This is a genomic window from Methylobacterium haplocladii, assembly GCF_007992175.1.
In the GTDB taxonomy this organism is placed as follows: Bacteria; Pseudomonadota; Alphaproteobacteria; order Rhizobiales; family Beijerinckiaceae; genus Methylobacterium; species Methylobacterium haplocladii.
In genome coordinates, this window is sequence record NZ_BJZT01000002.1 from 49982 (window position 1) to 70633 (window position 20652).

At 67.8% G+C, this 20652-nt stretch carries 24 protein-coding genes and 1 tRNA gene; 14 read left to right on the top strand and 11 right to left on the bottom strand.

What is annotated here, in order from left to right:
* Positions 1-52: 52 nt before the first annotated feature.
* Positions 53-760 carry a Crp/Fnr family transcriptional regulator gene (locus MHA02_RS00715; protein ID WP_244612387.1) on the top strand — a complete coding sequence of 236 codons (708 nt, stop codon included), beginning with the start codon at positions 53-55 and terminating at the stop codon, positions 758-760.
* Between the two features lie 486 nt (positions 761-1246).
* Here the strand turns inward: MHA02_RS00715 and MHA02_RS22910 are convergent, their stop codons facing one another.
* From MHA02_RS22910 to aroA, 3 genes are all read right to left on the bottom strand, one after another.
* Entirely contained in the window at positions 1247-1477 is a 231-nt protein-coding gene (locus MHA02_RS22910; protein ID WP_147076057.1) for a DUF6894 family protein, read from the bottom strand.
* Positions 1478-1690: 213 nt separating this feature from the next.
* Complete coding sequence (cmk, locus tag MHA02_RS00725; protein ID WP_147076058.1) at positions 1691-2323, bottom strand: (d)CMP kinase; 633 nt, start codon at positions 2321-2323, stop codon at positions 1691-1693.
* A gap of 4 nt (positions 2324-2327) precedes the next feature.
* The gene (gene aroA / locus MHA02_RS00730; RefSeq protein WP_147076059.1) at positions 2328-3677 is read right to left on the bottom strand and encodes a 3-phosphoshikimate 1-carboxyvinyltransferase; all 1350 of its coding nucleotides are present in this window, start codon (positions 3675-3677) and stop codon (positions 2328-2330) included.
* Positions 3678-3901: 224 nt separating this feature from the next.
* Between aroA and MHA02_RS00735 the strand changes: the two genes are divergently transcribed.
* The 4 genes from MHA02_RS00735 (at position 3902) to queC (ending at position 5670) form a co-directional block, all read left to right on the top strand.
* Positions 3902-4279, top strand: coding sequence for a TIGR02300 family protein (locus tag MHA02_RS00735; RefSeq protein ID WP_147076060.1), 378 nt, complete (start codon positions 3902-3904; stop codon positions 4277-4279).
* A gap of 170 nt (positions 4280-4449) precedes the next feature.
* Positions 4450-4525: transfer RNA gene (locus MHA02_RS00740), tRNA-Ala, on the top strand.
* A 79-nt stretch (positions 4526-4604) separates the two neighbouring features.
* Complete coding sequence (queD, locus tag MHA02_RS00745) at positions 4605-4961, top strand: 6-carboxytetrahydropterin synthase QueD (RefSeq protein WP_147076143.1); 357 nt, start codon at positions 4605-4607, stop codon at positions 4959-4961.
* On the top strand, positions 4948-5670 hold the full coding sequence (queC, locus tag MHA02_RS00750) for a 7-cyano-7-deazaguanine synthase QueC (protein ID WP_147076061.1): 723 nt from the start codon (positions 4948-4950) through the stop codon (positions 5668-5670). The genes queD and queC overlap by 14 nt, the downstream gene beginning before the upstream one ends.
* 112 nt (positions 5671-5782) lie before the next feature.
* Here the strand turns inward: queC and MHA02_RS00755 are convergent, their stop codons facing one another.
* The 3 genes from MHA02_RS00755 to MHA02_RS00765 are packed head-to-tail and all read right to left on the bottom strand — an operon-like array spanning position 5783 to position 9149.
* The gene (locus MHA02_RS00755; protein ID WP_147076062.1) at positions 5783-6253 is read right to left on the bottom strand and encodes a secondary thiamine-phosphate synthase enzyme YjbQ; all 471 of its coding nucleotides are present in this window, start codon (positions 6251-6253) and stop codon (positions 5783-5785) included.
* Positions 6250-8094, bottom strand: a complete 1845-nt coding sequence (locus tag MHA02_RS00760; RefSeq protein ID WP_147076063.1) for a cisplatin damage response ATP-dependent DNA ligase — start codon at positions 8092-8094, stop codon at positions 6250-6252. The genes MHA02_RS00755 and MHA02_RS00760 overlap by 4 nt, the downstream gene beginning before the upstream one ends.
* Positions 8091-9149: a ligase-associated DNA damage response exonuclease gene (locus MHA02_RS00765; protein WP_147076064.1), complete on the bottom strand. Its 1059-nt coding sequence runs from the start codon at positions 9147-9149 to the stop codon at positions 8091-8093. Before MHA02_RS00765 ends, MHA02_RS00760 begins: the two co-directional genes overlap by 4 nt.
* 50 nt (positions 9150-9199) lie before the next feature.
* Here MHA02_RS00765 and MHA02_RS00770 point away from each other — a divergent pair, with 50 nt between their 5' ends.
* A complete protein-coding gene (locus MHA02_RS00770) occupies positions 9200-10138 on the top strand; it encodes a class I SAM-dependent DNA methyltransferase (RefSeq protein ID WP_147076065.1) in 939 nt (312 codons plus the stop codon).
* 136 nt (positions 10139-10274) lie between these two features.
* Positions 10275-11015, top strand: coding sequence for a YoaK family protein (locus MHA02_RS00775; protein ID WP_147076066.1), 741 nt, complete (start codon positions 10275-10277; stop codon positions 11013-11015).
* A gap of 4 nt (positions 11016-11019) precedes the next feature.
* Here the strand turns inward: MHA02_RS00775 and arfB are convergent, their stop codons facing one another.
* Complete coding sequence (arfB, locus tag MHA02_RS00780) at positions 11020-11442, bottom strand: alternative ribosome rescue aminoacyl-tRNA hydrolase ArfB (RefSeq protein WP_147076067.1); 423 nt, start codon at positions 11440-11442, stop codon at positions 11020-11022.
* Positions 11443-11451: 9 nt separating this feature from the next.
* Positions 11452-11736: a BolA family protein gene (locus MHA02_RS00785; RefSeq protein ID WP_147076068.1), complete on the bottom strand. Its 285-nt coding sequence runs from the start codon at positions 11734-11736 to the stop codon at positions 11452-11454.
* Between the two features lie 123 nt (positions 11737-11859).
* Here MHA02_RS00785 and MHA02_RS00790 point away from each other — a divergent pair, with 123 nt between their 5' ends.
* From MHA02_RS00790 to cobT, 4 genes are all read left to right on the top strand, one after another.
* Positions 11860-12537 (top strand): J domain-containing protein, encoded by a 678-nt coding sequence (locus MHA02_RS00790; protein ID WP_147076144.1) that lies wholly within the window; start codon positions 11860-11862, stop codon positions 12535-12537.
* A gap of 241 nt (positions 12538-12778) precedes the next feature.
* A complete protein-coding gene (gene cobS / locus MHA02_RS00795; protein ID WP_147076069.1) occupies positions 12779-13762 on the top strand; it encodes a cobaltochelatase subunit CobS in 984 nt (327 codons plus the stop codon).
* Between the two features lie 18 nt (positions 13763-13780).
* Positions 13781-14278 (top strand): DUF29 domain-containing protein, encoded by a 498-nt coding sequence (locus MHA02_RS00800; RefSeq protein ID WP_147076070.1) that lies wholly within the window; start codon positions 13781-13783, stop codon positions 14276-14278.
* A gap of 6 nt (positions 14279-14284) precedes the next feature.
* Positions 14285-16198, top strand: coding sequence for a cobaltochelatase subunit CobT (gene cobT, locus MHA02_RS00805; protein WP_147076071.1), 1914 nt, complete (start codon positions 14285-14287; stop codon positions 16196-16198).
* A 3-nt stretch (positions 16199-16201) separates the two neighbouring features.
* Here the strand turns inward: cobT and MHA02_RS00810 are convergent, their stop codons facing one another.
* From MHA02_RS00810 to MHA02_RS00820, 3 genes are all read right to left on the bottom strand, one after another.
* Complete coding sequence (locus MHA02_RS00810; protein ID WP_147076072.1) at positions 16202-17131, bottom strand: AEC family transporter; 930 nt, start codon at positions 17129-17131, stop codon at positions 16202-16204.
* Between the two features lie 156 nt (positions 17132-17287).
* Positions 17288-17599 carry a 50S ribosomal protein L28 gene (gene rpmB, locus MHA02_RS00815; RefSeq protein WP_147076073.1) on the bottom strand — a complete coding sequence of 104 codons (312 nt, stop codon included), beginning with the start codon at positions 17597-17599 and terminating at the stop codon, positions 17288-17290.
* A 188-nt stretch (positions 17600-17787) separates the two neighbouring features.
* Positions 17788-18447: a glutathione S-transferase family protein gene (locus MHA02_RS00820; RefSeq protein ID WP_147076074.1), complete on the bottom strand. Its 660-nt coding sequence runs from the start codon at positions 18445-18447 to the stop codon at positions 17788-17790.
* A 170-nt stretch (positions 18448-18617) separates the two neighbouring features.
* On the opposite strand from MHA02_RS00820, the gene hemB reads away from it, so the two are divergent.
* The 3 genes from hemB (at position 18618) to MHA02_RS00835 (ending at position 20614) form a co-directional block, all read left to right on the top strand.
* Positions 18618-19670, top strand: a complete 1053-nt coding sequence (hemB, locus tag MHA02_RS00825) for a porphobilinogen synthase (protein ID WP_147076075.1) — start codon at positions 18618-18620, stop codon at positions 19668-19670.
* Positions 19671-19689: 19 nt separating this feature from the next.
* Entirely contained in the window at positions 19690-20052 is a 363-nt protein-coding gene (locus tag MHA02_RS00830) for a hypothetical protein (RefSeq protein WP_147076076.1), read from the top strand.
* Positions 20053-20125: 73 nt separating this feature from the next.
* Entirely contained in the window at positions 20126-20614 is a 489-nt protein-coding gene (locus MHA02_RS00835; RefSeq protein WP_147076077.1) for an RDD family protein, read from the top strand.
* Positions 20615-20652: the final 38 nt, after the last annotated feature.

Sequence of the window (20652 nt, forward strand, 5' to 3'; positions counted from 1 at the left end):
GCCGAGAGACAGCGAGAGCTTTTTCTCTTGTTGGAAAGAGCTCAACGTGTCCGTGCAGCCACCTGTCAGGAACCGCCTCCTTCGGCATTGCGAAGCCTCGGATTTCGCGCGGCTCGAACCCCATCTGGTACCGATCCAGCTCGATCTGCGGCAGTCGCTGATCTCGCCGAACGAGCCGATCGATCAACTGGTTTTCCCGGAGAGCGGATTCGTTTCGATCGTCACGGGCCGACCGGGACGACAGACCGAAATCGGACTGATCGGCAACGAAGGCGTGGTCGGGGCCGTACCCGTTCTACTGGCCGGCGATCGTACGCCCGACGCGCATTTCGTGCAGGCTGCCGGCCACGGCCTGAGCATCGGCGTCGAGGCGTTGCGGGCCGCCACCGAGGCGAGCAAGAGCCTGGAAAAGCTCCTTCTGAGCTTCATCCAGACGCTGATGATCCAGACGGCACAGACGGCCTACGCCAACCTCAGTCATACGCTCGACACACGGCTCGCCCGCTGGCTTCTGATGTGCCAGGACCGCCTGGGCGGAAGCGAGCTCGCGGTGACGCACGAATTCCTCGGCATCATGCTCGGCGTCCAGCGGTCGAGCGTCACGGTGGCGATTCAGATGATCGAAGGCAACCAGCTCATCCGTGCCCGGCGCGGCCGGATCGAGGTGCTCGACCGGCCCGGGCTCGAGGCGGCCGCCGGCGATTCCTATGGACTGCCCGAGGCTGAATACACGCGATTGATCGGGGACTCGACGGTATAATCTCTGGGACGGCACGATCGGGTTGGCGTGCGGCAACCAGCGCCGCGAGCTGCCGGAGTGAAAAACACTGCGCTTGCTGAGCTGACCTCGGCCGATGACGGTCTTGTCATCTCGCTCTCAAACAGCCGCGGTATTTTGAGCCGCGGCAGCCAGTTGTCCGAAATAATCTTGCGCCGCTCTCGTCTCTTCAGGCGCGAAAGGAAGGTATCCGAGGTTGCGCCCCCGTTGTGTCGGGTATACGACATAGGAATCGCTGGCCGGGATTTTATGGGCGTCGGCGACTGAGAGACATGCGCTCCCGCCCGTGGGCTCCGGGCCGTTTGCGGGCAGGCCTCATGACACAGGGCGACGATCCAATCCTCACGAGAATCGCGCGTGATATCACGTGGGCGCGAGACAACCTGGGTGAACGAGAGGGGTCGTTTCGACTGCGCGTCCTGCTCGATATGATTGCGATCGAGCTGGCGAGCCGGCAACGGGTGGTGCCTAGAGGTCCTCCACCTGACAGACCAGGCGAACCTTCAGCCGGGTGAGCCCATCTTCGTTTCGCACCGTTAGGACGAGGGTTGTCTCCCCAGTGTTTTCGCCTCCCTTCGTCGTGGCTTCCGTCGCAACCCGCAGGGCTTCACTGCGGAGCAGATCTGGATCGGCAACCTCATGCACGATCTCGTTTCGACTGTTCGAGCCATCGTCGAGGTCGAAATAATACCGAGCCACCCCGCCTCTCCAAAAGCCGCAGCTGAACTGTGTCGGCGTTTCTGATACGGCACAGAGTAACGCATCTACAGTTTAGCGAGACTACCGCAATCTGAAGTGCGCGCAACTTCGACAGGTCGCCGCTCTTCAGTCATAGCCATGCAGAGCGATCATGGGCAATGCCGGCAAATGGCGGCAAACGATTCAAGCTGATTTCGGCGCGTGCGGACGCTGCTAATGCTCGCGGGCGCGATCGACCACCGCACGGGCGGCGGCGAAGGCTTCTTCGGCGTCGAGCTCGGTGGTGTCGAGCCGGACGGCGTCCTCAGCGGCCTTGAGCGGCGCGGCGCTCCGCGAAGAATCGCGTGCGTCGCGGGCGCGGATGTCGGCCAGGATCGCGGCGAGGGTCGTCTCCTCGCCGCGCCCGGCGAGCTCGCGATGGCGGCGGCGGGCGCGCTCCTCGGGCGAGGCCGTGATGAACAGCTTCACCCTGGCGTCGGGACAGATCACGGTACCGATATCGCGACCGTCGAGCACGGCCCCGGCTTCCCCGCCGGCGAACTTCCGCTGCCAGGAAAGCAGGGCGGCGCGCACCCCCGGCACACTGGAGACTCGCGATGCAGCCTCGCCCATGGCGCGCTCGCGCAGGCGCGGGTCCGCAAGCTGGTCGGCCACGAGGCGGCCGGCGGTGCGGGCCGCCTGGTCGGTGTCGTCGAGGCTCACACCGGCATCGAGCATGAGCAGGGCGACGGCGCGGTAGAGAAGTCCGGTATCGAGATGCGGCAGCCCGTAATGATGGGCAAGGCGCTTGGCGAGGGTACCCTTGCCGGAGGCGGCAGGTCCGTCGATGGCGATGACGAGCGGCATCGGCTCAGCCCGAGATCGTGGCGCCGAGGGCACGCATGCTCAGCGTGAAGCTCGGAAAGCTGGTGGCGATCATCGCGCCGTCATCCACGCTGACGGGATGCTGCGAGGCGAGGCCCAGCACGAGGAACGACATGGCGATGCGGTGGTCGAGATGCGTCGCCACGGTTCCGCCGCCGCGGGGCGCACTGCCATTGCCGTGCACGATCAGGTCGTCGCCCTCGATCGCGTAGTCGATGCCGTTCGCACCGAGGCCATCGGCGACGGCGGCGAGGCGGTCGGATTCCTTCACCCGTAACTCGTGCAGGCCGTTCATGCGCGTCGTGCCCTCGGCAAAGGCCGCGGCGACGGCGAGCACCGGATACTCGTCGATCATGGCCGGCGCCCGCTCGGCGGGCACCCCGACGCCCTTGAGCCGGCTCGCACGGACGCGGAGGTCCGCGACGGTCTCGCCGCCCTCCTCGCGCTCGTTCAGCCGCTCGATGTCGCCGCCCATCTCGATCAGCGTGGTGATCAGACCGATGCGCAGCGGGTTCATCATCACGCCCTCGATCGTCACCTCCGATCCCGGTACGATCAGCGCCGCCACCAGCGGAAAGGCCGCCGACGACGGATCGGCCGGCACGACGACGCCGGTACCGCGCAAGGTCGGCTGGCCGGTGAGGGCGATGGCGCGGCCGTGGCCCTCGGGACCGTGCGGCGTCACCACGACCTCGGCGCCGAACAGCCGCAGCATCCGCTCGGTGTGGTCGCGGGTGGCGGCCGTCTCGATCACGGTGGTGACGCCTGGCGCGTTAAGGCCGGCGAACAGCACTGCCGACTTGATCTGCGCCGAAGCCACCGGCGTCTCGTAGGTGATCGGGATCGCCTCCGATGGGCCGCGCAAGGTCAGGGGCACGCGGCCGCCCTCGGCCTCGCCGACGATCTCGGTGCCCATCTTCAGGAGCGGATCGAGGATGCGGCGCATCGGGCGCTTGCGGAGCGAGGCATCGCCGTCGAAGGTCGCGGTGACCGGCTGGCCGCCGACGACCCCCATCATCAGCCGCGAGCCGGTGCCGGCATTGCCGAAATCGAGCGTCTCGGCAGGATCGCTCATGCCGCCGATGCCGACGCCGCGAACGACCCAGCGTCCGTCACCCAGGCGCTCCATGCTGGCGCCGAGCTGACGCGCGGCCGAGGCCGTGCTCAGGACGTCGTCGCCTTCGAGCAGGCCCTCGATGCGGGTTTCGCCGATCGAGAGCAATCCCAGGATCATCGCGCGGTGCGAGATCGACTTGTCGCCGGGCGGCCGGAGCGCGCCGCGGAGCGGGGCTCCGGGCGAGGCGGTGACGGGCTGCGGCTCGGTGGCGTGCGACACGGGCTTCGTCGGGGGTTCGGCTGGGAATGCGGGCCGCCGCGGCGCCCCGAAGTCCGCGCCGGTTACCATGGGTCCGGGGCCGCGTCATCCACGCTCGGCCGCCCGCCGACAGGTGGGCCGATCGCCGGCGATCGGGGTTCGTGGCGCATGCCTATTTGACATGCTTGGCAGAGCCGACTAACGGGGCCGCGCTCCCCCGACACGACCTCCAGAGGTTCCAGCCCGTGGCCCGACCGGAACTCGGTATCAAGCGCCAATGCATGAATTGCGGCGCGAAGTTCTACGACCTCGCCCGCGATCCGGCGACCTGCCCGAAATGCGGCACGGTCTTCCAGATGGCCGCCGGCGGCCGCGCGGCCGCGCCGATCGTCTCCCGCAAGGATGACGACGAGGAGGACGAGGACGAGAGCCGTCCGGAAGTCGTCTCCCTCGACGAGGCCGAGGCGAGCGAGGACAGCGACGCCAAGGTCGACGGCGACGAGAGCGAGGACGACGATTCGAGCTCGAACAGCACCGACGACGACACCTTCCTCGAAGAGGAGGATGACGACGACGTGTCGGATCTCGTCGACAACGACGGCGACAACGACGAGGAGAGCTGACCCTTCGCCGCCCCTGTCACTTCGAAGACACAGGGCGGTGAGGCAGCAGATGGAACGGAAAAGGGACTTGCGTCCCGACCGGCCCTCCGCTTATAGAACCGCCCTCCCCGACGGGCTTCCCGCCGGGCGATCTTCCGAGACGGACCGTACCAGACCGTCTCGGCAATAGTGGGGCCTTAGCTCAGCTGGGAGAGCGCTTCCATGGCATGGAAGAGGTCATCGGTTCGATCCCGTTAGGCTCCACCATTTTCCTTCTCTAAGCTCGTCGCTCAAGTCGGATGCCAGGCGTTGCCGCGACAGGGTCGTGCGCGCTGGACGAGACATGATGAAGATCACCCAGGCCTTCACCTTCGAGGCGGCGCATCGCCTGCCGAACGTGCCGCAGACGCACCGCTGCTTCCGCATGCACGGCCATTCCTACCGCGTCGAGCTGCAGGTCTCGGGTCCCGTGGACCACACGAGCGGCTGGGTGATCGACTTCTACGACGTCGAGAGCGCCTTCGCGCCGATCCTCGACCAGCTCGACCATCACTGCCTCAACGAGATCGAAGGGCTGGACAATCCGACCGCCGAGCACATCGCGGCCTGGATCTGGCATAGGACGAAGCCATTGTTGCCGGGCCTCTCCTCCGTGAAAGTGATGGAGACGCCGCTATCGTGGGCGGAGTATGACGGCGACTGACTACGGCGACGACGGCGCGCTGGTCCTGTTCTCGGGCGGACAGGATTCGACCACTTGCCTCGCCTGGGCGCTCGATCGCTTTCCCCGCGTCGAGACGCTCGGCTTCGATTACGGACAGCGCCACCGCATCGAACTCGATTGCCGGGCTCGGCTGCGCAAGGGGCTCACTGGCCTCGACCAGACCTGGTGGCGCCGGCTCGGCCGCGATCACACCATCGACCTCGCAGCGCTCGGCGAAGTCTCCGACACCGCGCTGACACGCGAGACCGAAATCGCGATGGAGGCCGACGGGCTGCCCAACACCTTCGTGCCGGGCCGCAACCTCGTCTTCCTGACCTTCGCCGCCGCCCTGGCCTACCGCCGCGGCCTGCGCCACATCGTCGGCGGCATGTGCGAGACGGACTATTCCGGCTACCCGGATTGCCGCGACGACACCATCAAGGCGCTGCAGGTGGCACTCAACCTCGGCATGCAGCGCCGCTTCGTCCTCCACACCCCCCTGATGTGGCTCGACAAGGCCGCGACCTGGGCGCTTGCCGAAGACCTGGGCGGCAAGGCGTTGGTCGATCTCGTCGTTGAGGGCAGCCACACCTGCTACCTCGGCGAGCGCGGGGAGCGACACGACTGGGGGTATGGGTGCGGGACATGCCCGGCATGCGAGCTTCGGGCGAAGGGATTTGCGCGGTATGCAAATCATAGTGGCATCTGAAGCGAATTCTCTCGCCTGACCTGGTGTGCAAAGCGAAGCCACCTCGGCCAACGATCTCTGCAGATACGATGCATCCCTCTGTTTCTTCGCTGCGCTCGAGGACCATCGAGCCTCACGCGCCGATTGCACTCAAGACGATCTCCCGCCGATGCGCTCGATCGCGGTGCTCGATCAGATAGATCCCCTGCCAGGTCCCGAGCGCAGGCCGCCCGTCGATCAGCGGCACGGTCAAGCAGGAATCCGTCACCATCGTCCGGATGTGTGCCGGCATATCGTCCGGCCCTTCCATTCCATGGACATATCCGGCGTCGCGTGGCGCGAGGCTGTCGAGCGCCGTAAGTAGATCGGTTTGAACGTCCGGGTCGGCATTCTCCTGAATGGTGAGCGAGGCTGAGGTGTGCCGGCAGAACACTGTGACGAGGCCGCACTGCAGGCCGCTCTCGCGGACGAAGGCGGCGACCGCGCCGGTGATCTCCGTGAAACCCTGACCCGGCGTAGAGACGGTCAGCCGGGCGCTCGCCTGTCGGATCACGGGGCCGCTCGCAAAGCCCTCGACCGCGCCAATCCTGCCTGCCCGCCTCATGACTCCGTCTCCACTGTCGCGCCCGGCGCGATCCCGCGCTCGCCGCGTTCCAGGATCCGCTCCAGTGCCTCGACCCGATCGGCCTCCGCGGGGGGCTTGTCCCAGCGGATGCGGCTGACCCGCGGGAAGCGCATGGCAACGCCCGACTTGTGCCGGGTCGAGCGCTGCACGCCCTCGAAGGCGATCTCCAGCACGAGGCCGGCATCCCGGCCATGGGCGACCTCGCGCACCGGACCGAAGCGCTTTTGCGTGTTGTTGCGAACGTAGCGGTCCAGCTTCTGCAGTTCGGCGTCGGTGAAGCCGTGATAGGCTTTTCCGACCGGGACCAGCTCGTCCGCGCCACCCGGCCCCTCGCGCCAGCATCCGAACGTGTAGTCCGAGTAGAAGGACGAGCGCTTTCCGTGTCCGCGCTGGGCGTACATCATCACCGCATCGACGACGAAGGGCTCGCGCTTCCACTTCCACCACGGGCCCTTGGGGCGGCCTGGCTGGTAGGCGCTATCGATGCGCTTCAGCATCACCCCCTCGATCGCGTCGGCATCGGCGCCGGCCCCCGCCGAGGCCGGATCGGCCCGAGCTGCTGCGAGCTCATCCCACGTCGCGAAGGGTACGATCGGCGAGAGGTCGATCCGCGCGTGATCGAGCTGCTCGATGAGTTTTTTCAAGGCTTGGCGCCGCTCGGCGAAGGGCAGCGAGCGCAGGTCTTCGCCGTCCTTGCCAAAGATATCGTAGGCGCGGACGTGGGCCGGGAATTCTTCCAGAAGTTTCGGCGTGACGGCCTTCCGGTTGAGCCGCTGCTGCAAAATATTGAAGCTCTGCACGCGCGCATCGCGGAGAATCAGCAATTCGCCGTCGATCGCCCCCTCGAAGGTGACCGCCTCGGCGAGATCCGGGAACGCGCCGGTGATGTCCTCGCCGGTGCGCGAATAGACCTTGGCGACGTGGTCGCCCTCCCGGTCGCGGCCACCGGCGAGCTGCACGCGGATGCCGTCCCACTTCCACTCGGCCGAGAAGGCCTGCGGGTCGAGTTTTTGGAGGTCCGCTTCCTCCTCGATCGGGTGCGAGAGCATCGGCGGCCGGAACGGCGCCGGATTCAGAGTCTCCGGCTGCTCGGCCCGGCCCTCGACCCAGGCGAACAGCCCGGCATAGGGCGGCTCCAGCCCGTGCCAGACCTCCTCGATCGCATCCGCCTCGTGCCCGCCCAGCGCCCCGACGGCGGTCTTGGCGAGCCGCGCCGAAACGCCGACGCGCAGATTGCCCGTGACGAGCTTCAGCAGCGCCCAGCGCCCGGTCTCGTCGAGGGCGTCGAGCCAGTCGGCGAGGTGGTTCGGCAGGTCTTTTTTGGCGGTGGTGGCGAGGGTTTCGACGACCTCGGAGAGGGTCGGAACGTGGGGCGGTGGGTTGTTGTGGCCGATCCCAGCACCCGACCTGCTCCCCTCTCCCGTCATTCCGGGGCTCGCCAACGGCGAGAACCCGGAATCCACCCGTGATGCGACGGATGAATGGGAGACGTTGCCCCCAGTCGTGGATTCCGGCTTCGCCGCTTCGCGCCGCCCCGGAATGACGGTGGGGGTGGGCCAGATCAACGCCACCGTCTCCGCCAGATCACCCACGTAGTTGTGCGAGAGCCGGAACAGCACCGGATCGATCCGCTCCTCCACCAGCCCGCGGATCATGCCGGCCTTGGCCTCGCGAAACGTCAGCCCGCCGGTCATCGCCGCGAGCGCGAAGCCACGTTCCGGGTCCGGCGTGCTCGCGAAGAAATCCTGCAGCAGGCGCAGCTTGGCGTTGCGACCCGGCTCGTAGGCGAGGCGGTCGAGGAGATGGGCGAAGCGGTTCATGCCGAGGCCTCGGCCGTCTCTGCGGCCTGCGCCGGATCGGGCTCCGCCTCGCCGTCGTCGCCATACCCGAGCAAGTGCAGCGGCTTCGCCTTGATGCCTTGCGTCCCGCACCAATGCACCAGCGCGTCCTCCTGGCCGTGGGTCACCCAGACCTCCTCGGCTCCGGTGTCGCGGATGGTGCGGCAGAGGTCGGGCCAGTCGGAATGGTCGGAGATCACCAGCGGCAGCTCGACGCCCTTCTGGCGGGCGCGGGCGCGCACCCGCATCCAGCCCGAGGCGAAGGCGGTGACGGGATCGGGAAACTTGCGGGACCAGACGTCCTGAATGGAGGAGGGCGGGCAGATCACGATGGCGCCGTGCAGGTCCTTGCGGTCTGCGGCGGCGACCTTCGGCGTGTCGCCGAGAGCGATACCCTCCTGCTTGTAGAGCTCGGTGAGCTTCTCCATCGCGCCATGCAGGTGGATCGGCCGGTCCCAGCCCTCCTCCCGCAGGAGCGCCATGACCCGCTGCGCCTTGCCCAGCGCGTAGGCGCCGACGATGTGGGCGCGCTCGGGAAACAGTTTCACGGAGTCGATCAGCTTGCGGACTTCGCCCCGTGTATCGGGATGCGTGAACACCGGCAGCCCGAAGGTCGCCTCCGTGATGAAGACGTCGCAGGGCACCACCTCGAACGGCAGGCAGGTCGGATCGGACGCGCGCTTGTAGTCGCCCGACACCACGATGCGCTTGCCATCCTTCTCGATAGCCACCTGAGCCGAACCCAGCACGTGGCCCGCCGGCGCGAAGCGGAGCGTCACGTCGCCGACCCGCATTTCATCGCCGAGCCGCGCCTCCTGCCGCGTCCGGCAGAAGTCCGCGCCGTAACGCACGGCCATGATCCGCAGGGTCTCAGGCGTAGCGAGGACGTGGCCGTGACCCGAGCGGGCGTGGTCTGCATGGCCGTGCGTGATCAGCGCGCGCTCCACCGGCCAAGTCGGATCGACGTGAAAGCGCCCCAGCGGGCAATACAGGCCCTCCCGCGTGAGGGTGAGCAATTCGGAGGCGCTGATCGGCATCGAGGCGGATATAGGGGGCGCAACCCACGCAGCACCCCGTCCCGGTCATCATGTCCCGCCACCATTCGTCCGGCGAACTACTGGCCGACCGCCGCTTCGCCTATGCGCAGGATTGTCTCGCCGAAGGCGACGCGCAGGCGGCCGTCGAGATGGCCGAGCAGGCCCTGGAGCTCGCGCCGCATTATGCGCCCGCCTGGTTCCTGCTCGGACGGGCGCGGGAAGCCCGGTTCGCGACATCCGGCGAGGCCGGCGACGAACAGGCGGCCCGTTCGGCCTATGCCTGTGCGCTCGATATCGATCCCGACGACACGCTCGGGGCGCGCCTCCACCTCGCCGGGCTGGGCATGGGTGACGTGCTGGCGGCGATCACGCCGGCCTATGTGCGGGCACTATTCGACGGCTACGCCCCACGGTTCGAGCGCCATCTCGTCGACGGCCTCGGCTACCGCGGTCCGGACCTGATCGTCGCCGCACTCGATGCGTTGCCCGACGCGCCTGCCCGCTTCGCGACCGGGCTCGATCTCGGCTGCGGCACGGGGCTGATGGGCAAGGCGCTCGCCGGCCGCGTGGCGCATCTCACCGGCATCGACCTCTCGCCCGCCATGCTCGCGCTGGCGCGGCGCAGCGGATCCTACGCGCGGCTCTGCGAAGGCGAGTTGACGGCGTTCCTCGCCGACGAGCCGCCGGTGAGCACCGACCTTGTCGTCGCGGCCGACGTCATGATCTACCTGCCGGATCTACGCCCCGTCTTCACCGGGATCGGTCGCGTCCTGCGGCCCGGGGCGCTGGCCCTCGTGTCGGTGCAATCGCAGGACGGCCCGGACGTGGTGCTCGGATCGGATGGGCGCTATGCCCATGGCGACGTCCATCTGCGCGCGGCGGCGAGCAAGTCGGGCCTCACCCTGGCCGCGATGCCGCCGGCGGCCGTGCGGCAGGAGCGGGGCCAGGATGTTCCCGGACGGATCGCCGTGTTGCGCAAACCCTGGTAGCGCGCGGCTTCCCACGATCAATCCTGGCTGCGTAATCCCGCAGAAGTTTTATTTTCGGCGGGGAAACCATAGCCGTCGTCTGCCGTTTGCAGGCTTGGCCGCAGCCAGTTCGAGCAGAGTTCATCGGAGGAGTTGAATGTCGGAGAAGGCCTTTCCTGCCAGTGCGACGACACGGGTGCCGTTCGCCGTTGCACTCGCAACCCTGGCGGGTGCCGCGGATTCGATCGGCTTCCTCGAATTCTCACAGCTCTTCATGTCGTTCATGAGCGGCAACACCACCCGCTTCGGTGTCTCGGTGAGCAGCTTCGATTGGACCGGAACCACGCGGTTCGGCAGCGTCATCGCGATGTTCTGCTTCGGGGCCTTCCTCGGCACGCTAATCGCGGCCTGGGCCGGCCGCTGGCGGCTCTCGACGTTGCTCATCATCCAGGCGGGACTGTTCGCGGTCGGCCTGCTGGCACCGCTGGGCTCCGATGCCTTCCCCCTCCATGCCTACCCGATCGTGCTGGCTCTCGGCATCCAGAACGCGACCCTGCAGGACGAGGCCGGCCGAAGCCTCGCGCTGACCTACGTCACGGGTACGGTGGTTCGCTTCGGTGCGGGCCTCGCCAACATGCTGCTGCACGAGCCGGCGCCCTCGTTCTGGCTGCAGGCGCCGCTTTGGGCGGGACTCACCGGCGGGGCGATCGGCGGCGGTTTCCTGCATCATCTCTACGGGGAGACGGCCTTCCTGTTTCCCGCCGGCTTCGCCGCCTTCCTCGCGATCGTTTCGCTCGGCCTGACGTTGGCTTTGCCCGGCAGCAAATACGTGTCGAGCGAGACCGCACCGCAGCCCGACGCGCATCCCGACGCGCCGCCCAGCACCCAACGGGCATAGGCCATTAGTCGCCGCCCGCGTCCCCGCGCAGGCGCTTGACGGCACCGCGCCGGCTCTTGGTTTCGAGCCGGCGCGTCTTCGAAGCCAACGTCGGCTGCGTCGGGCGACGGGGCTTCGGAGGGACCGACGCCTCGGCGACGAGCGCCGCGAGGCGCTCGCGGGCATCGGCCCGGTTGCGCTCCTGGGTCCGGTGCTGGCGCGCGTCGATCACGATCACGCCGTCGTCGGTGAGGCGACGGCCGGCGAGCTTCATCAGCCGTAGGGCGACCGCATTCGGCAGCGAGGGCGAGCGCCGCACGTCGAACCGGAGCTGCACGGCGCTCGCGACCTTGTTGACGTTCTGGCCGCCCGGCCCGGAGGCGCGCACGAAGTTCTCTTCGAGCTCACCCTCGTCGATGGCGATCTGAGGCGTGCACTGGAGCGCCATCGAAAGGGGTCAGGCCGCTTCGGCCGGCGTGCGGGCCTTCAGCGCCAGCGCATGCAGGCCGCGGGCGAAGGCCGGCGCGAGGGCGCCGTTGACGATGCGGTGGCGCTCGATCCGGCTCTTGCCCTCGAAGACCGACGAAACGACATCAAGACGGAAATGCGTTTCGCCTTCCGGCCGTGCACCGGAATGGCCGGCGTGGAGGTGGGACTCGTCGACCACGTCGAGGAAGCTCGGCGTGAGCTCCGCCTGCAGCGTCTGCCCGATCCAGTCCTTCAGCGTGCCCTGCCCGCTCATCGCTTTGTCTCCACCTGTTTCGGGGCCGACCGGCGGGTTGGAGCGTCAACCCCGAAACCCTGCATGCGTCATCAGGCCCGCCGGGCTTGTGTCTCCGGTACGCCCCCTCATAATCGCGTCGTCATGGATCTCAACTCGCCGCTGTTCGACAGCATCCGCATCAAGCCGACCTGCGACGAGCCGAAGCCGGGCTCTGCGAAGGCGAAGGGCAGAGCGTCGGGTAAGGCCGGGGCCGGCCAGACCGCGACGGGCGATGCGCTGTGCGAGGTACCCGGCTGCACCCATGCGGGCCTGTATCGTGCTCCCAAGGGCCGGAAGCACGAGGGGGAGTATCACCGCTTCTGTATCGACCACGTGCGGGCCTACAACGCCTCCTACAACTACTTCGACGGCATGAATGACGATGCCGTCCAGGCCTTCCAGAAGGACGCGGTGATCGGCCATCGTCCGACTTGGGCGATGGGCGCCGGCGGTCGTCCCACCGACGGCAAGAAGCCCGAGACCGAGCGCGACTGGGCCTATGCCGATCCCCTCGGGGTGCTGCGCGCGGCCGGCGTCGCCGGCAAGGAGCGCCATGCGCCGCCCGAGCCGATGCGGCCGCGCCTCTCGCCCGCCGCCCGCAAGGCGCTCGACGTGCTCGGCCTCGACGAGACCGCGGATACCGCAGCGATCAAGACGCAGTACAAGACCCTGGTGAAACGCTTCCACCCCGACGCCAACGGCGGCGACCGCTCCTTCGAGGACCGCCTGCGCGACATCATCCGCGCGCACGACGTGCTGCGCGCCGCCAACCTCTGCTGAGTTGCGCAAAACCTACGCGTTGACGGCATGAAGGATGCGACCGCACAGGGGCGGCAATCGGCCGGCGGGGAACTATATCCTGCTCGACCCCTTGGCGTTCGCCGGACGCGGCGACTAAGGATGACGCCTGCAGCCCGTCCATCCAGCGGCTCCTTCCAGAGCCGAGCGGATGCCAACGAACACATGCGAATGCGTGCACCGTCGAGATCTCGCCGGCGCCCGCGTTCCGAAGAGGCCCTTCATGCTTTCTGACGACACCTATGCCTCGCTTCCCGACCGGGAAGTCTCCGTCCGCGAGGCCTTCGGCATCGACCTCGACCTGAAGGTGCCGGCCTTCGCCGAGGCCGAGGAGCATGTGCCGGACCGCGACGAGGATTACATCTTCGACCGCGAAACCACGCTCTCGATCCTGGCCGGCTTCGCGCGCAACCGCCGCGTCATGGTCACCGGCTATCACGGCACCGGCAAGTCGACGCATATCGAGCAGGTCGCCTCGCGCCTGAACTGGCCCTGCGTGCGGGTGAACCTCGACAGCCACATCTCGCGCATCGACCTCGTCGGCAAGGACGCCATCGTCCTGCAGGACGGCAAGCAGGTCACCGCCTTCCAGGACGGCATCCTGCCCTGGGCGCTGCAGAACAACGTCGCCCTCGTGTTCGACGAGTACGATGCCGGGCGACCCGACGTGATGTTCGTGATCCAGCGCGTGCTCGAAGTCTCGGGCCGGCTGACGCTCCTCGACCAGAAGCGCGTGATCCGCCCGCACCCGGCCTTCCGCCTGTTCGCCACGGCCAACACGGTCGGCCTCGGCGATACTTCCGGCCTCTATCACGGCACCCAGCAGATCAATCAGGGCCAGATGGACCGCTGGTCGATCGTGACGACGCTGAACTACCTGCCGCACGACCGCGAGGTCGACATCGTGCTTTCGAAGGCGGTCCATTACCGCAACGAGCAGGGCAAGGATCTCGTCAACCGGATGGTGCGCGTGGCCGACCTGACCCGCAACGCCTTCGTCAACGGCGATCTCTCGACGGTGATGAGCCCGCGTACGGTGATCACCTGGGCCGAGAACGCCGACATCTTCAAGGATATCGGCTTCGCCTTCCGCGTCACGTTCCTGAACAAGTGCGACGAGCTGGAGCGTCCGCTGGTCGCCGAATTCTACCAGCGCGCGTTCGGCAAGGAGTTGCCGGAGAGCGCGGTGAACGTGGCGCTGAGCTGAGGAGACACGGAGGCGGCCATGGCCGAACCGGCTCGCAGGGACGAGGGACAGGGTGTGGCGGCGACGGGACACAACCGTACCGCCTATGACGCCGACCTCTACACGTGGGTGCAGGAGCAGGTTGCTCTTCTGCAAGCCGGTAACGTCGGGGCGCTCGACCTGCACAACATCGCGGAGGAGCTCAGCGACGTGGGCCGGGCCCAGTACAATCAGCTCGAAAGCGCACTGCGCGTCCTCTTGATGCACATGCTAAAATGGGACCGGCAGCCCGAGCATCGCACGCCGAGCTGGATCTACGCGATCCGGGAACAGCGCCGACGCTACGAGCGTATCCTTGCGCTCAATCCGGGCCTCAAGTCGCGTTTGAGCGAGGCGCGCGACGCGGCCTATCCCAACGCCCGCGACTGGGCTTCCGATGAGACCCATCTGACGCCCGACGAGTTTCCGCCGACTTGCCCCTATGATTGGGACGACATCCTCGGGCGGCCCTTCGACCTCGACTCGGTGAAACGCTAACAACCCATGGCCATTCCCAACCGCGGCAAGGCCGCCGACCGTCGCGAGCCCGTCGCGGAGCCGCTGAAGCGCTCCGTGGCCGGATGCCTGCGGGCGATCGCGCGGCGTTCCGAGATCGAGGTCACCTACGCCAGCGACCGTCCGGCGCTCCTCGGCGACAAGGCCCGCCTACCGGAGCCGGCCCGCAAGCTGTCGGCCGAAGACGTGGCGATCCTGCGTGGCCATTCGGATTCGATGGCGCTCCGGCTCGGCTGCCACGATGTCGGCGTCCACCGCCGTCTGGCGCCCGAGAACGCCTCCGCCCGCGCTGTCTTCGATGCCGTCGAGCAGGCTCGAGTCGAGGCGATCGGCTCGCGCCGCATGGCCGGCGTCGCCTCGAACATCACGGCGATGCTGGAGGACCGCTACCACCGCGGCGGCAAGTACGAGGACATCACCGACCGGGCCGACGCACCGATGGAGGATGCCGTCGCGCTGATGGTGCGTGAGCGCCTGACAGGCCAGCGCCCCCCGGTCGCGGCTCGCAAGATCGTCGACCTCTGGCGGGAGCACATCGAGGAGCGAGCCGGCAAGGATCTCGACGGGTTGATGGGTTCGCTGGAGAACCAGCGCGCCTTCGCCCGCTCCGTGCGCGACCTGCTCACCTCCCTCGACATGGCGGACGAGACGCCGTTCGATCCCGAGGATGACGACAACGAGGATGAATCCGAAGCTCAGGACGACGAGCAGCAGCCGAGCGAGGGCGAGGCCGAGGAGCAGTCGCAGGGCGACCGCGCCGAAATCGAGATCACCGACGACTCCTCCGACGACATGGAGGACGGCGCCACCGAGGACGCCGACGCGCCCTCGGGCGAGCTGCCGGACGAGGCCGAGGATTCCGAATCGGAGCAGGCCTCCGAATCCATGCGTCCGCCGAGCCCGCGCGCCAGCGAGCCGCGCGGTCCCGAGTACAAGGTCTACAATCCGCGTTTCGACGAGGAGATCGACGCCGAGGACCTCTGCGACGCCGACGAGCTTTCGCGCCTGCGCACCTATCTCGACAAGCAGCTCGCCCATCTCCAGGGCGTCGTAGGGCGGCTCGCCAACCGTCTGCAGCGCCGTCTGCTCGCCCAGCAGAACCGCGCCTGGGACTTCGATCTCGAAGAGGGCCAGCTCGACCCGGCCCGGCTCGTTCGCGTGGTGATCGACCCGTTTCAGCCTCTCTCCTTCAAGCAGGAGAAGGACACGAATTTTCGCGATACGGTGGTGACGCTGCTCCTCGACAATTCGGGTTCGATGCGAGGCCGGCCGATCACGGTGGCCGCGACCTGCGCCGACATCCTCGCCCGCACGCTGGAGCGCTGCGGCGTCAAGGTCGAGATTCTAGGCTTCACCACGCGTGCCTGGAAGGGCGGGCAATCGCGCGAGGCCTGGCTCGCCGGTGGCAAGCCACCCTCCCCCGGCCGGCTGAACGACCTGCGCCACATCATCTACAAATCCGCAGATGCTCCCTGGCGCCGCGCCCGCAAGAATCTCGGGCTGATGATGCGCGAGGGGCTGCTGAAGGAGAATATCGACGGCGAGGCCCTCGACTGGGCGCACCGCCGCCTGCTCGGACGCCCCGAGCAGCGCAAGATCCTGATGGTGATCTCGGACGGTGCCCCGGTCGACGATTCGACGCTGTCGGTGAACCCCGGCAACTATCTGGAGCGCCACCTGCGCTGGATGATCGAGGAGATCGAGACACGCTCACCGGTCGAGTTGCTGGCAATCGGTATCGGCCACGACGTGACGCGGTATTATCGCCGCGCTGTGACGATCATCGACGCGGAAGAGCTCGGTGGGGCGATGACGGAGAAGCTCGCGGAGCTGTTCGAAGAGGATGCCGTAGGGGCACCGTCGCCGCGGCGGCCTGCGAGGGTTGCCGGAGGGCGGCGTTAGGCGTCAGCCTTTCCCGAGCACCATCAGCCACCCGATCGTCGTTCCGGCCGCCGCCAGCGTCGAGACGAGCACCGAGGCCGCCACGAGCCCCTGCTCGGTCCGGTAGCGGGCCGCGAGCAGATACGCGTTGATCCCGACGGGCATCGCCGCGAACAGCACCGCGACGCCGGCATAAGCCGGCGGCATCGAGAAGACGTGGAAGGCCAATAGCCAAACCGCGAGCGGGTGCAGTCCGAGCTTCAATGCAGCGACGATACTCGCGCCGGGGAGATCATGAAGCACGCGGTAGCGGGTCAGGCCGGCGCCGAGGGCGATGAGGGCACAGGTCGAGGCGGTGCTGCCGAGGTCGTCGATCAGCGTCTTGGCCATGCCGGTGGGAGCGAGGCCGAACACCTTCAGGGCCATGCCGGCGGCCAGCGCCAGAAAGATCGGGTTCTTCACGAGCACGAGGCCGAGGCCCTTGAGCCGGGTCCCGAGTGAGCGTTCGCCGTCCGACTCGATCAGGAAGGTCGCTGCACCCATCATCAGCGGCAGGTGGACGGCGAGCAGCATGAAGAGGGGGAAGGCGCCGGCCTCGCCATAGGCCTGCAGGATCATCGGCACGCCGACGAAGATCGTGTTCGATTGGCTGGCCGCGAAGCCGTGCAGGATCGCCCCCCTCCGCTCGACACCCTCGCGCCGGATGCCGATGAGCGAACCGGCCGCCCAGGCGATGGCCGCGCCGCCGAAATAGCTGAACCAGTAGCCCCAGGCGATCTCGCCGTTCATCCCTGGCCGGGTCAACGTCGCGACGATCAGCGCCGGCACCGCGATGGCGAAGACGTACTCCGAGAGGCCCTCGCTGACACGCTCGGAGAGCAGTCCGGTGATCGCAGCGAGCCAGCCGATCACCACGAGGCCGAAGATCGGAATGACGAGCGTGAGCGCGGTCATGGCCGGGCGTCATTCCGCGAAGTCCGGCGCGGCTCGCGGCAAAAGCGATGCGGCATAGGGAAGACATGACGAAACCGCCGATGCGCGGGGTGCCCGGCGGCTGTCGAGGTCGGGACGAAGCAGGAGTGCCGGCGGCGTAGCCGCGGCACGGTGCGGTCAGGCCGCGGCGGGCTCTGCGGCAGCGGTCTCGCCGAGCTTCTTCTGGATCTCGCGCTTGAGGAGCTTCGCGGTCTGCGACAGCTCGATCTCGCGGGCCTTCACGAGAAAGGCGTCCAGGCCGCCGCGGTGCTCGACCGAGCGGAGCGCGTGGGCGGTGACGCGCAGGCGGACGCGGCGGTTGAGAGCGTCCGACGTGAGCGTGACGTTGCACAGGTTCGGCAGGAACCGGCACTTGGTCTTGTGATTCGAGTGGCTGACGAGGTGGCCGACCTGCACGGCTTTGCCCGTGAGTTCGCAGCGGCGCGACATGACGTGTATCCCGTATCGTTCCGCGAACATGAAAAGCGCCGGCTCGTTTCACGGAACGATCGGCGTGAGCCGACCATCCGAAAAACCCGCGCGTGAATTCGATGAAGTCCAGCGGAGTCCAGTTGAAGGCGCGAGGCTATAGGGGACCGGCCCCCGCTCCGTCAAGGTGAACCGCGGCTTCGGCGGGCCTAATCCGCGTGATCCGGGACGCCGCCCGGAAACAGATGGCGGTAGGGCCGCGCCCCGTCCACAGTCCGCTTAACGGAAGGCCGCGCGCGCAGACGGGCGAGATACGCCACGAGATGCGGATGGTCCGTGTCGATCGGGCGGACCCAGTCGGCGTAGAACAGGAAGGGTCCGGCTCCGCAATCGGCCAGGCTGAAGGCGTCGCCCGACGCCCATTCGCGCTGCGCCATCCGCGCGTCGAGCCAGCGATAGGCGGTGCCGAGCAGCTCATGGGCATCGGCGACCCCTCTCGGGTCCCGCTCGCCCTCGGGACGCATGCGATCCGCCACGATCTTCTGCTGCGGCGTCGAGACGTAGTTGTCGAAGAAGCGATCGAGGAGGCGCACGTCGAGCCGGGCATCCGGATCGTCCGGCAGCATCCTCGCCCGACCGGGGTAATGCCGGTCGAGATACTCGATGATGATGCTGGCCTCCGGAATGGTCGCACCACGCGCCGCATCGACGAGCACCGGAAATTTTCCGAGCGGCCAGATCGCCTTCAGGGCGCCGAAGGTGGACTGGTCGAGCAGCACCGTCTCGAACGGCGTCCCGGCTTCGTAGAGGGCGATCATCGCCTTCCAGCAATAGGACGAGAACGGGTGTGCGTGGAGGGTCAGCGTCATGGCGGGCTCCAGTCTCCGGCGGCCTTGTATGATCCCAGGACGGGCGGGCCGGCGCGGATCCGACACGGCGAAATGATCGACGCCCGGTTTTTAGACGGATTTCGGATGTGCTAGGGCGCTCCTCCGAGCCTAGAGCTCGCATGAAGCGCCCGTCCCCGGAGCCGTCGTCGATGTCGAACGAACCGCGCCCGCTCGCCGTCGAGTCCGCGCGCGATGCGGCACCGGGAGCGAGCGCGCTGAGCCTCACCCAGCGTCCGCGCCGCAACCGCAAGGCCGACTGGTCGCGCAGGCTGGTGCGCGAGCACACGGTCGGCGTGGACGACCTGATCTGGCCGCTCTTCGTGATCGAGGGTCAGGGCCGGCGCGAACCGATCGCCTCGATGCCCGGCGTCGAGCGCCGCAGCGTCGACGAGGTCGTGCGCGACGCCGAGATGGCCGCCCGCCTCGGCATCCCCGCGATCTCGCTGTTTCCCTATACCGACCCGGCGCTTCGGGATCCGACCGGCTCGGAGGCCCTGAATCGCGAAAACCTCGTCTGCCGTGCAGTGCGGGCGGTGAAGAAGGCGGTGCCGGAAATCGGCATCATGACCGACGTGGCGCTCGACCCCTATACGAGTCACGGCCATGACGGGCTCATCCAGGACGGGGCGATCCTCAACGACGAGACCGTGGCGCTGCTGGTCGAGCAGAGCCTGATTCAGGCCGAGGCCGGGACCGACATCATCGCGCCCTCCGACATGATGGACGGCCGCGTCGGCGCCATCCGCACCGGCCTCGACAAGGCGGGCTTTCGCGACGTCCAGATCATGGCCTACGCCGCGAAGTACGCCAGCGCCTTCTACGGTCCGTTCCGGGACGCCATCGGCACCAAGGCCGCCCTGGTCGGCGACAAGCGCACCTATCAGATGGACCCCGGCAACGGCCTCGAGGCCCTGCGCGAAGTGGCACTGGATCTTGCCGAGGGCGCCGACTCGGTGATGGTGAAGCCCGGAATGCCCTATCTCGACATCATACGCCGGGTGAAGGACGCCTTCGGGGTACCGACCTTCGCCTACCAGGTCTCCGGCGAGTACGCGATGATCGAGGCGGCCGCCCGCAACGGCTGGCTGGACGGCGAACGCGCCATGACCGAGAGCCTCCTCGCCTTCAAGCGCGCCGGCGCCGACGGCGTGCTGACCTACTACGCCGTGCGCATCGCGGAGCGCCTGCGCGCCGGTGCGTGATACTTTTCGGGTTGGGCCGATGGCAGGCCTCGCCGTCGTCCTGCTGTCCGCCCTGACGAGTTGCGGCAGCAGCCTCGACGAACGCAGGGCGACGGTCTGCCGCCGTGCCGTGCCGGCACTCGTGCCGAAGGATGCAGTGGTGTCGCTGCTGCGCATCGGCAGCGCCTCGGCACCCGACAGCATCCGCGTCGATTACCGCCTCGCCGGCAGCCCGGACACATCGTCGAAGGCCCGCTGGATCGTCTGCAGCTTCGGCCCCGGGTCGAGCCTCGACGCGATTGCGACCGAGTCCGGTCCGCTCAACGGCGCTTCGGTCTACCTGCTCCGGCACTACTACCTCGATACGCCGGAGGCGGCTGCAGCGGACCCGGGAAGCCGCTGAGCAACGAAGGCCCTTGGCGCCATCGGCACTGCACACCATTTCCAATGGGCAGTTTGATCCCGGAGCCAAGGCCATGTCGAACCCCCAGCCCGGTTACGCGGAACGCTACGACAACACGGGCTATCCCGGCGCGCTGCCGCCCGTTCCCTATGTGCGGGCGAGCCTCGGCGGGCGCTGCGTCGCCTATCTGTTCGACATCGCCTTCATCTTCCTGTTCACGGCGATCCTCGCCACGGTCATCGCGGTGATCGGCGTCCTGACCTTCGGCTTCGGCTGGACGCTGTTCGCGGTGCTGCCGGCCAGCGGCATCCTCTACAGCGCGATCACCGTCGGCGGATCGCGGCAGAGCACCTGGGGCATGCGGATGCTCGGCCTGCGGGTGGTGGCGCCGGAGAGCGGGACGCGGGTGGACATGCTGACGGCGGCGATCCACGCGCTCCTGTTCTACGTGGCGATCTCGACCTTCCTGCTCTGGTGCGTCGACGTCGTGTTCGGCCTGCTGCGGCCGGACCGCCGCCTCGGCCACGACGTGATCCTCGGGCTCGCGGTGGTGCGGGCCTGAAGGATAGCCAGCGATTTGTGCATTCAAAACGCAGGGCG